We start from the raw sequence: 11,445 nt of genomic DNA, 5'->3' as shown, positions 1-11,445 counted from the left end.
CGCAGGATTCCCGGGCGATCACGGAGCGTACGAGAAAGCCGTTGCTCCGTCCGGGGGCCCGATGCGTCTCACCGCACCGCGACCACGGCCGAACCGTGCCCGAACAGCCCCTGGTTCGCCGAGATCCCCACCCGCGCCCCGGCCACCTGCCGGTCACCCGCCGCACCTCTCAACTGCCAGGTGAGCTCGCACACCTGGGCGATCGCCTGCGCCGGCACCGCCTCCCCGAAGGAGGCCAGTCCGCCACTCGCATTCACGGGTATGCGCCCGCCCAGAGCCGTCGCGCCCTCCCGCAGGAGCTTCGCCCCCTCACCCTCGCCGCACAGCCCGAGGTCCTCGTACCACTGCAACTCCAGGGCGGTGGAGAGGTCGTAGACCTCGGCGAGGGATACGTCCTCGGGCCCGACACCCGCCTCCTCGTAGGCGGCCCGGGCGATCGACTCCCGGAAGGTGTCGTCGCCGGGCTCCACCGCCACCGCGGAGTCGGTGGCGATGTCGGGCAGGTCCAGCACCGTGCTCGGGTATCGCGGCGTCACCGTCGACACCGCCCGGATCCGCACCGGCTCCGCCGTCCCGTGCCGCCGCGCGAACTCCATGCTGGACAGCACCACAGCCGCCCCGCCGTCCGAGGTCGCGCAGATGTCGAGCAGCCGCAGCGGATCGGCGACCACGGCGGAGGCGGCGACCTCCTCGGCGGTGACCCGCTTGCGGTAGCGCGCGTTCGGATTCAGCGCTCCCATGGCGGCGTTCTTCACCTTGACCTGCGCGAAATCCTCCGGTGTGTCCCCGTGCACGGCCATCCGCCTGCGCGCGTACAGCCCGAAGTACGTCGGATTGGTGGCACCGAGGACGCGGAACCGGAGCCAGTCCGGATCGTCGGGCCGGTCTCCGCCCGCCGGCCGGAAGAACCCCTTGGGCGCCGCGTCGGCACCCACCACGAGCACCACGTCCGCGAGCCCCGAAAGGATCTGCGCCCGCGCGGTGTTGACGGCCTGCGCTCCCGACGCGCACGCCGCGTACACGCTCGTGACCCGGGCGCCCTGCCAGCCCAGCGCCTTGGCGAAGGTCGCCCCGGCCACATACCCCGGATAGCCACCACGCACCGTGTCCGCCCCGACGATCGAACCGACGTCCCGCCATTCCAGCCCGGCATCGGTCAGCGCCGCGCGGGCGGCCGCCACTCCGTACGCGACGAAGCTCCGGCCCCACTTGCCCCACGGGTGCATGCCCGCACCGAGCACCGCCACCTCACCCGTCATGCCGTCACCCCCGTCGTCGGCTGCCACCGCCACGTCGTCCACACTGTCTCCGCGTCCTCATGGAGCACACCGGGAACGATCTCCACCTCCGTGCCCACCGCCAGATCGGCGACGGCGAGCCCCGGAACACCCTGTCCCAGCACCACGATCCGCTCGGCCTCCAGCTCCACAGCGATCAACGTGTACGCCTCCCACGGAAGTTCCGGATCGGTCACATAGGGTGACGGAGGCCGGTACCGGCTGTCCGTGTAGGACCACACCCGCCCCCGTCGGGACAGCGGAACCTCCTCCAGCTCGCCCCCGGGGCACGCGGGATTGCGGCAGTGGGTGTCCTCGCGAGGGAAGAAGACCGAGGCGCAGGCCGAACAGCGGGTGCCGAGGAGATGGAAGTCGCCCTCCTCGCCGGCGAACCAACCTGCCACCACGGGCGTTCGCGCACGTGACACAGTTCCTCCCGGGCATAGGATCTGACGGAACGTCAGAAGTGTGTCACGGGAGACCGGAGATGGGCAGAGGCAGAGGCATGACACGACTTTCCAGCGCAGTACGCGGCCTGGTCACCACACTCGCCGCCCTGCTGACCGTGACCACCGCCGCCACCACCGCCCGGGCGACACCGCAACCCAAGGCGCCGAAGGACTTCGTCGCGCTGAGAAGCGTGGATCCCACGATCATCCAGGAGATGCGCTACTTCACCCCGCACAACTTCGTGGGCGAACGCATCGACGGTTACGCGCAGCCGATCTGCATCCTCACCAGACCCGCCGCCGAGGCCCTCCACCAAGCCCAGACGAAGCTGCTCCGGCGTGGCTACACCCTCAAGGTCTACGACTGCTACCGACCCCAGCGCGCGGTCGATCACTTCGTCCGCTGGGCCAAGGACCTCGACGACCAGGCCATGAAGGCCGAGTTCTACCCGAACGTCGACAAGACCCGTCTCTTCACGGACGGTTACATCGCCGAGAAGTCCGGCCACAGCCGCGGTTCGACCATGGACCTCACCATCGTCAAGCTCCCCGCGAAGCCGACACGGCCCTACCACCCCGGCGAAGCCCTCGTCCCCTGCTACGCGCCCCAGGACGAGCGCTTCCCCGACAACTCCGTCGACATGGGCACCGGATTCGACTGCTTCGACACCCTCTCCCACACCCTCGACCCCCGCATCCAGGGCACACAACGAGACAACCGGCTCCTGCTCAAGACCACCCTGGAAGGCCTCGGCTTCGTGAACCTGGCCGAGGAATGGTGGCACTACACGTTCAAGCCGGAGCCCTACCCGGACACCTTCTTCGACTTCCCGGTGTCCTGGAAGTCCCTCACGAGCAAACACTGAGCAGCCCCCGGAAGACGCCCTTCCTGTGATCGGATACAGTCCGCCGCGTGTCCGAAACCCAACACCCCACCCCCAACTCCGCGCCCGACTCCCACTGTTCGAGCTGCGGAGCGCTCTACGGAGAGGGCGTCTCCGGTTGGCCCCGCACCTGTCCCGCCTGCTCCACCGTGGCCTACCGCAACCCGCTGCCCGTCGCGGTGGCACTCCAGCCGGTGTACGACACCAAGGGCGCCGCCCTTGTCGTCATCACCCGCACCATCGCCCCCGCGCGCGGGGGCATCGCACTGCCCGGCGGCTACATCGACGACCGGGAGGACTGGCGCCAGGCCGTCGTCCGTGAACTCAAGGAGGAGACCGGCATCGACGCGGCGAGCCGCGACGTACGCCTCGTCGACGCCATGAGCTCGCCCGACGGCCACCTCCTGCTGTTCGGGTCCCTTCCGGAACGCCCGGCAGAAGGCCTGCCCGATTCCGCCACGACGGACGAGACGGAGGGCTGGCATCTCCTGCGCAGGCCCGAGGAGCTTGCCTTCCCCCTCCACACACATGCCGTACGGGCCTGGTTCGAGGGCCGGTACATCTGACCTAGCGCTCTCCGACCCCCCGCACACGCACCGGGTGAGGCGGCGCACTCACGCCGTCCTCACCCTCCCGCTCGACGACCACTTTCCGGCCCTGCCAACGGGCCACGTACCGCTCGATCTCCGGCTCGTCCCACCCGTCACCCACGTCGGGCACGACCAGCCCCCCGCCGGTCCGTCCCCGGGCCGGCGCCCACACCTCCAGCTCCAGCCGGCCGTCCTCCCCGCGCACGGGAAGGACGGCACCCGCGCGCGCGAGCACCGGGATACGCGACAAGGGGGCGTCCACGAGAACCTGCCCCGGCCCCTGATACGCCCGCTCCGTCACGGTGTCGTACCAGCGCCCCCGCGGCAGCTGCACCGCACGCCGGTCCGCTCCGGGATCGAGCACCGGCGCCACCAGCAGACTGTCACCCAGCAGAAACGCGTCCTCGCAGCCACGCAGCGCCCGGTCCTCGGGCGCCCCCCACCACAACGGCCGCACATACGGCGCTCCCGTACGCCTCGCCAGATGCGCCAGCGTCACGAAGTACGGCAGCAGCCGCCGGCGTTCCAGAAGCGCCACGCGCGCGTGCTCCAGCACCTCGGGACCGAACTCCCACGGCTCCCGGCGGCCCGCTCGCAGACTCGCGTGCGTACGGAACAACGGCAGATACGCGCCCAGCTGGAACCAGCGCAGATACAGCTCGGGCGACGGACTCCCGTCGAAGCCGCCCACGTCCGGCCCCGAATAGGGCACCCCGCACAGACCGAGCCCCATCACCAGCGACAGCGAGGCCCGCAACCCCGGCCAGCCCGTGGCCACGTCACCCGACCACGTTCCCCCGTAGCGCTGCATGCCGGCCCACCCGGAGCGCGAGAACACGAACGGGCGCTCCTGGGGCGCCAGTTCCCGCACGCCTTCGTACGCCGCACGGGCCATGCAGAGCGCGTACACATTGTGGGCCTCGCGATGGTCCCCGCCCTGCCCGTCCAGCTGATGCCGAGCCGAACGCGGCAGGGTCGACTCCCCGAAGGCGGCGAACGAGGTGGGCTCGTCCATGTCGTGCCAGAAGCCCGAGAACCCCTGAGCGAGACGCTCCTCATAGAGGCGGCCCCACCACTCACGCACACGCGCGTGCGTGAAATCCGGGAAGACCGCCTCGCCGGGCCAGACCACTCCCCGTACGAGCCGCCCGGAAGCGTCCCGTACGAACGCGTCCTCGGTGACACCGCTGTCGAACACGGCGTTGCCCGGCTCGGCCCGGACCGCCGGGTCCACGATCGACACCAGCCGGATCCCGTCCCGCCGCAGCTCCTCGGCGAGCTGCGGCAGCTTGGGGAAGCGCTCCTGGTCGACAGAGAACACCTGGTGCTCGTCATAGTGGTCGATGTCCAAGTGGACGGCGTCCAGCGGCAGGCCGCGCTCCTGGTAGCCCGCGACGATCCGCCGCACCTCCTGCTCGCTCCCGAACCCCCACCGCGCGTGGTGGTGCCCCAGCGCCCACGCCGGCGGCAGCGCGGGCGCACCGGTGAGCGAGGCCCAGGCGAGCAGCACGCGCGCGGGGGTGCCCACCATCACCCAGCAGCGCAGCGGACCACCGGTCATCCGCAGCTCGCACGCACCGGCCCGGTCGTGCCCGGAACCGGCACCCTCCTCACCCTCCCGCAACGTCACCGTGCCGTCCCACGAGGTGTCGTGGAACGCCAGATGCGTGGCCGCGTCGGACACCACGAACTGCACCGGCATCGTGATGTACAGCGGATCGTCGGCGGGGCCGAAGGCCCTTCCGGGATCGGTGTTCCACAGCCGGTACGTCCCGTTTCTCAGCCGAGGCCCCGAAGCCCGCCCGCCGAGCCCGAAGAAGCGCGCGTCCGCGGGCACCTCCGACCGCTGCATCCAGCGCGCCGCACCACCGCCCACCGGCTCCCACCACCGCGGCGGCAGATCCCGGCGCACGGTCACCCCACCGGGCGTACGCACCTCGATCGCACCGTGCCGCGAGACGACGACCGTTGCCCGTTCGGCCACCACCCGCCAGCCGCCGTCCTTGTCCGGCTCCAGCACCGCCCGTGGATCCGGCTCAGGACAGCGCCCCGCCAGCGCGTACGACGGCTCCGGACCCGCGCCGTCCCAGCCCCAGAAGACCGCCCCGTTCACCGTGACCATGATCCGCACCTCGGAACGGCTGAACCGGACGACCCCGCCGCCGGGCCCCGGCTCCACCTCCCGCACCGGCCCGGGCACCCGAGCGCGCTCGGCCCCTCGCGGCGGCAGCCCCGCGGCATCCGCCCGCCGCATACGCCACGAGGCCCGTACGGAACGCAACCCCTGGGCCGCCCCCGCCGAACCGACCGTCTTTATCGAACGCACCAGGTCACGACCGTTCATGCTGCTCACCCTGCCACTGACCGCCCCACGCGCGCGTGTCGTTCAACTGCCGTTCACCCGTGCCGGGACCACATCTTCACGACAGCGACTATGTGGGGCGCGCCCTGGTGTGGAAGTCGATCACATGGCATCGTCCGTGTCATCCGCGTCGCGCGCACACCCCAGCCCGTGCGCGGGAGACGCACACGACGCGCACAGTCCGGGAGCCGCCCCATGTCGACCGTGAACCCCCAGCCGCTCTGGCAGCCAGATGCGGAACGCATCGCACAGGCGCAGGTCACCAGGTTCCACGCCTGGGCAGCCGAGCACCACGGCGCGCCGGCCGAAGGGGGCTACCCCGCCCTGCACCGCTGGTCCGTCGACGAGCTGGACACCTTCTGGAAAGCCGTCACGGAATGGTTCGACGTACGCTTCTCGACCCCCTACGCGCGCGTACTGGGCGACCGCTCGATGCCCGGTGCCCAGTGGTTCCCCGGTGCGACCCTGAACTACGCCGAACACGCTCTGCGCGCGGCCGCCACCCGCGCGGACGAACCGGCCCTCCTGCACGTCGACGAGACCCACGAACCACGCCCCGTCACCTGGTCCGAACTGCGCCGCCAGGTCGGTTCCCTCGCCGCTGAACTGCGCGCTCTCGGTGTCCGCCCGGGCGACCGCGTCAGCGGCTACCTCCCCAACATCCCGCAGGCCGTCGTCGCCCTCCTCGCCACAGCCGCGGTGGGCGGCGTCTGGACGTCGTGCGCCCCCGACTTCGGCGCCCGCAGCGTCCTCGACCGTTTCCAGCAGGTCGAACCCGTCGTCCTGTTCACCGTCGACGGCTACCGCTACGGCGGCAAGGAGCACGACCGTCGCGACACCGTCGCCGAACTCCGCCGCGAACTGCCCACCCTGCGTGCCGTCGTCCACATCCCCCTCCTCGGCACCGACGCCCCGGAAGGCGCCCTGGACTGGGCGGCCCTCACGAGCGGTGACGTCGAACCCGTCTTCGAGCAGGTGCCGTTCGACCACCCCTTGTGGGTGCTCTACTCCTCCGGCACGACCGGCCTCCCCAAGGCCATCGTCCAGTCGCAGGGCGGCATCCTCGTCGAGCACCTCAAACAACTCGGCCTGCACTGCGACCTCGGCCCCGACGACCGCTTCTTCTGGTACACGTCGACCGGCTGGATGATGTGGAACTTCCTCGTCTCCGGCCTCCTGACCGGCACGACGATCGTCCTCTACGACGGCAGCCCCGGCTATCCGGACACAGGCGCCCAGTGGCGCATCGCCGAACGTACCCGGGCCACCCTCTACGGCACCTCGGCCGCGTACGTCATGGCCTGCCGCAAGGCGGGCGTGCACCCCGGCCGCGACTTCGACCTCTCCTCGGTGCAGTGCGTGGCCACCACAGGATCACCGCTGCCGCCCGACGGCTTCCGCTGGCTCCATGACGAGGTCCGCGACGACCTCTGGATCGCCTCGGTCAGCGGCGGCACGGACGTCTGCTCCTGCTTCGCGGGCGCCGTACCCACCCTCCCCGTCCACATCGGCGAACTCCAGGCCCCCGGCCTCGGCACCGACCTGCAGTCCTGGGACCCCAGCGGCAAGCCCCTCACCGACGAGGTCGGCGAACTCGTGGTCACCAACCCCATGCCGTCGATGCCGATCCACTTCTGGAACGACCCCGACGGCAGCCGCTACCACGACAGCTACTTCGACACCTACCCCGGCGTATGGCGCCACGGCGACTGGATCACCGTCACCTCCCGCGGCTCCGTCGTCATCCACGGCCGCTCCGACTCGACGCTCAACCGCCAGGGCGTACGCATGGGATCCGCCGACATCTACGAAGCCGTCGAGCGCCTCCCCGAGATCAAGGAATCCCTCGTCATCGGCATCGAACAACCCGACGGCGGCTACTGGATGCCCCTCTTCGTACACCTGGCCCCCGGAGCCGTCCTCGACGAGACCCTGCTCGGCCGCATCAAGCAGACCATCCGCGAACAGCTCTCCCCGCGGCACATCCCCGACGAGATCATCGAAGTACCCGGCGTCCCGCACACCCTCACCGGCAAGCGCATCGAAGTCCCCGTCAAGCGTCTCCTGCAGGGGACCCCCCTCGACAAGGCCGTCAACCCGGGCTCCATCGACAACCTCGACCTGCTCCACTTCTACGAGGACCTGGCCCGCAAGCGCGCCTGACCGACACGGCCGCCGACGCGGTCCGAGCCCCCTCACACCGCGTCGGCGTCACCCACCGCTTCGCCGAGCCCCCGTTGTCAGTGCCCCCGGTTACTGTGAGTGAGCATTGATCGACAGCGCACAGGGGGAAACATGGCGCACACCGACCACCAGACCATGCGACGCGTTCTGCGCCGTGAGATCGCCGGCACCATCGGCCTGCTCACTGACGAACACGACTTCCGGAGCATGCGGCACTACCGCAGCTTCACCTTCGACGACCACTCCCTCTATCTCCAACAGGTGGAGGAACTCCTCAAAACCCGCGCCTCCCAGGGCACCCACACCGCGGTAGCCCTCTTCGACCCACAGGAGTACGCCGACTACTGCGCCGACACCGGCCTCGAACCCGACATCCCATCCAGCCGCACCCGCTTCACCGCCGAACTCGCCACCACGGGCCCGACCATCCCGTACGACGGACGCCCCTTGGCGGAACTCGTCCCCGACCTGATCGACGAAGCGGTACGGCAGGCCACCTGGGAGTACGCCTCCACACTCCTGGCACGCCTCGGCGCCTGCGCCTCTTGCGGTGAGGACATCGGCCGAGCCGCCTTCGCCCGAGCCTCCGGCCTTCTCGTCCGCATCCTCGACACGGCCCATCCAGGCAACCGGCACCTCGTCTGCAGCGTCACGGCAGCACCGGAAACCCTCGTCTCCGTCCTCCACGCCGACATCAACGCCGACGGCACCACGCGACTCGACGAGGCCGAAGCCCTCGAGTTCGCCACGGTCCTGGCGCTCGGCCTGGCGACACAAACCCCCGGCGGACTCGTCATGCGGACCAGCGTTCCCGGAACGACCGACCGCGTCTACGGCTGGCGGCTGCGCGGAGAAGGACTGGAACCCCTCACCGCGGGCGAGGTCTTCGACGCCTACTGCACCGACATCGAATCCGGAGACCTCATCTCACCGGAATCCGGCGTCGACTACTGCGTGCCGCCCGACCTCGGGCCCGACGACCCGACGCCTTCACACCACCACTGAACGCAGGAGGGGCGCCCCACCCGCAGGTGGAGCGCCCCTCAAGAAGCACGACGACCGATACGGCCGGCTACTCGCCGGACAGCACCGCCTGAGCGGCGTTGCGCGCCTCATCGGCACTGTCCGCCGCCCGAGCGGCCGCCGCGGCACGCTCGCACTGAGCCAGCGTGTACTTCGCCAGAGTCGCCCGCACATAAGGAATCGACGCCGCACCCATGGAGAGGGAGGTGACACCCAGACCGGTCAGCACACACGCCAGCAGCGGGTCGGACGCGGCCTCACCGCAGACACCACAGCTCTTGCCCTCGGCCTTCGCCGCGTCGGCGGACAGCGAGACCAGGTCGAGCAGAGCTGGCTGCCAAGGATCCTGCAGTCGGGACACCGCACCCACCTGACGGTCCGCGGCGAAGGTGTACTGCGCGAGGTCGTTCGTTCCCAGTGACAGGAACTCGACCTCCTGCAGAACCGAACGCGCCCGCAGGGCCGCCGACGGAATCTCGACCATCGCGCCGAACTTCGCCCGCAGCCCCGCCTCACGGCACGCGTCGGCGAACGCCTTGGCATCCGCACGGTCCGCCACCATCGGAGCCATGACCTCGAGGTAGACCGGCAGCCCCTCAGCGGCCTTCGCCAGAGCCGTCAGCTGCGTACGCAGCACGTCCGGGTGGTCGAGCAGCGTCCGCAGACCCCGCACACCCAGCGCCGGGTTCGGCTCGTCGCCCGGCGTCAGGAAGTCGAGCGGCTTGTCCGCACCGGCGTCCAGCACCCGCACGACGACACGACCCTCGGGGAAAGCCTCGAGAACCTGTCGGTAGGCCTCGATCTGCTTCTCCTCGGTGGGAGCGTTCTTGCTGTCGTCGAGAAAGAGGAACTCGGTACGGAAGAGACCGACACCCTCCGCACCAGCCTCGACAGCGGCCGGAACGTCCGCAGGACCGCCGATATTGGCGAGCAACGGCACCTTGTGGCCGTCGGCCGTGGCACCCGGCCCGGTCGACGCCGCGAGCGCGGCCTTGCGCTCGGCGGCGGCAGCCTCCAGCTGCGCCTTCTTCTCCTCGCTCGGATTCACGAAGATGTCACCGGTGCTGCCGTCCACGGCGATCACGGTGCCCTCGGCGAGCTCACCGGCACCCGGCAGCGCCACCACGGCGGGTACACCGAGTGCCCGCGCCAGGATCGCGCTGTGGCTGGTCGGCCCGCCCTCCTCGGTCACGAAGCCGAGCACCAGAGTGGGGTCCAGCAGAGCCGTGTCGGCGGGCGCGAGGTCACGCGCCACAAGGACGTACGGCTCGTCACTGTCGGGAATGCCCGGCATGGGAACCCCGAGCAGACGGGCGACGATACGATTCCGCACGTCGTCGAGGTCCGCGACGCGTCCGGCGAGGTACTCACCGGCACCTGCCAGCAGTTCGCGGTACGCGGCGAACGCGTCGTACACGGCCCGCTCGGCCGTGCTGCCGACGGCGATGCGCCGATCCACATCGGCCATCAACTCGGGGTCCTGGGCCATCAAGGCCTGAGCCTCGAGCACCGCCTGCGCCTCGCCGCCGGCCAGATTGCCGCGCGCCATCAGGTCGGCCGCCACAGCTTCCACTGCCTTGCGGGCGTTCCCCTGTTCACGCTCCGCGTCCTGAGCCGGGATCTGCTTGGCAGGCGGCTCCAGGACCGCCGTCCCCATATGCCGAACCTCGCCGATCGCCACACCATGGCTCACGCCGACGCCTCGCAGCGTTGTCTCCATCTCACCCGTCTCCGATAGTGCGGCGGGTCCCGCCGCCGCGGTGGTTGCCACTACTTGCCGTCCCAGGACGGAGTTGATGTCACTTCCAGGCGAAGAGACTGTCGCCGGCCTTCACATCGCCGTCGTCACGCAGCTCGGAGAGTGCTTCGGCGGTGGCTTCGAGCGCCACGATCGGGCAGACCGGGGACTTGCCGGCAGCCTCCACGGCGGCCGGGTTCCAGCGCACGATGCTCTGGCCGCGCGTCACGGTGTCGCCCTTGTTCACGAGCAGCTCGAAGCCCTCGCCGTTGAGCTGGACGGTGTCGATACCCAGGTGAGTGAGCACACCGTGACCTTGATCGTCGACAACGACGAAGGCGTGGGGGTGGAGCGAGACGATGACTCCGTCCACGGGCGCGACAGCCTCAGAGGCCTCGCGCACGGGGTCGATCGCCGTACCCGGGCCGACCATGGCCCCGGAGAAGACCGGATCGGGCACAGCTGCCAGTCCGATGGCGTGTCCTGCAAGCGGGGACGTCACGGTGGTCATGGGAAGCCTCCCAGGGGTGGAGATCGATATGCGTCGTCACTGCCTGTCCAGGGGCGGCGCACTGTGAGCAGCGTATGTCATATGAACTGACGGTTCCGCATGGAAGATACCGCGAAGTGGTCTAGACCACCAGTCCAATCGATTTGCACGCACTTCGGGGCCGCGTGTAGAGTCGTACTCCTGCTTGAGGCCGAGCGGTGCTAACAAGCGCCCTTGCTCAGCAGCAACCAAACCTGTCAGATCCTATCTCGGGGTCACCTTCTGCATGTCCGCAGGAGAGTGGTCAGAGGGTCGGAAAAACACTGATAGAGTTTGGAACACAGAAGGGAAGCGCCCGGAGGAAAGCCCGAGAGGGTGAGTACAAAGGAAGCGTCCGTTCCTTGAGAACTCAACAGCGTGCCAAAAATCAACGCCAGATTAGTTGATA

Annotated in this window: 9 protein-coding genes; 4 read left to right on the top strand and 5 right to left on the bottom strand. The window is 69.7% G+C overall.

Going from position 1 to position 11,445, the window contains the following annotated elements; all coding sequences use genetic code 11:
• Positions 1-68 precede the first annotated feature (68 nt).
• Positions 69-1,259 (bottom strand): lipid-transfer protein, encoded by a 1,191-nt coding sequence (locus tag ACIOHP_RS17745; protein ID WP_401889156.1) that lies wholly within the window; start codon positions 1,257-1,259, stop codon positions 69-71.
• Positions 1,256-1,684, bottom strand: coding sequence for a Zn-ribbon domain-containing OB-fold protein (locus ACIOHP_RS17740; RefSeq protein WP_401889153.1), 429 nt, complete (start codon positions 1,682-1,684; stop codon positions 1,256-1,258). Before ACIOHP_RS17740 ends, ACIOHP_RS17745 begins: the two co-directional genes overlap by 4 nt.
• Before the next feature lie 98 nt (positions 1,685-1,782).
• Here ACIOHP_RS17740 and ACIOHP_RS17735 point away from each other — a divergent pair, with 98 nt between their 5' ends.
• Together ACIOHP_RS17735 and ACIOHP_RS17730 are read left to right on the top strand one after the other, a co-directional pair.
• On the top strand, positions 1,783-2,592 hold the full coding sequence (locus tag ACIOHP_RS17735; RefSeq protein WP_401888420.1) for a M15 family metallopeptidase: 810 nt from the start codon (positions 1,783-1,785) through the stop codon (positions 2,590-2,592).
• 47 nt (positions 2,593-2,639) lie between these two features.
• A complete protein-coding gene (locus ACIOHP_RS17730; RefSeq protein WP_361555416.1) occupies positions 2,640-3,176 on the top strand; it encodes an NUDIX domain-containing protein in 537 nt (178 codons plus the stop codon).
• A gap of 1 nt (position 3,177) precedes the next feature.
• Here ACIOHP_RS17730 and ACIOHP_RS17725 read toward each other — a convergent pair whose 3' ends face one another.
• A complete protein-coding gene (locus ACIOHP_RS17725; RefSeq protein WP_401888417.1) occupies positions 3,178-5,544 on the bottom strand; it encodes a glycoside hydrolase family 31 protein in 2,367 nt (788 codons plus the stop codon).
• Positions 5,545-5,757: 213 nt separating this feature from the next.
• Between ACIOHP_RS17725 and ACIOHP_RS17720 the strand changes: the two genes are divergently transcribed.
• On the top strand, positions 5,758-7,725 hold the full coding sequence (locus tag ACIOHP_RS17720; RefSeq protein ID WP_401888415.1) for an acetoacetate--CoA ligase: 1,968 nt from the start codon (positions 5,758-5,760) through the stop codon (positions 7,723-7,725).
• Between the two features lie 132 nt (positions 7,726-7,857).
• Positions 7,858-8,751, top strand: a complete 894-nt coding sequence (locus ACIOHP_RS17715) for a hypothetical protein (RefSeq protein ID WP_401888412.1) — start codon at positions 7,858-7,860, stop codon at positions 8,749-8,751.
• Between the two features lie 67 nt (positions 8,752-8,818).
• Here ACIOHP_RS17715 and ptsP read toward each other — a convergent pair whose 3' ends face one another.
• Positions 8,819-10,489 (bottom strand): phosphoenolpyruvate--protein phosphotransferase, encoded by a 1,671-nt coding sequence (gene ptsP / locus ACIOHP_RS17710; protein ID WP_361487503.1) that lies wholly within the window; start codon positions 10,487-10,489, stop codon positions 8,819-8,821.
• 79 nt (positions 10,490-10,568) lie between these two features.
• Positions 10,569-11,018 (bottom strand): PTS glucose transporter subunit IIA, encoded by a 450-nt coding sequence (locus tag ACIOHP_RS17705; protein ID WP_401888410.1) that lies wholly within the window; start codon positions 11,016-11,018, stop codon positions 10,569-10,571.
• Positions 11,019-11,445 lie beyond the last annotated feature (427 nt).

It is taken from the genome of Streptomyces sp. NPDC087859, from assembly GCF_044742595.1.
In the GTDB taxonomy this organism is placed as follows: Bacteria; Actinomycetota; Actinomycetes; order Streptomycetales; family Streptomycetaceae; genus Streptomyces; species Streptomyces canus_F.
This window is presented reverse-complemented; position numbering and strand designations above follow the sequence as displayed.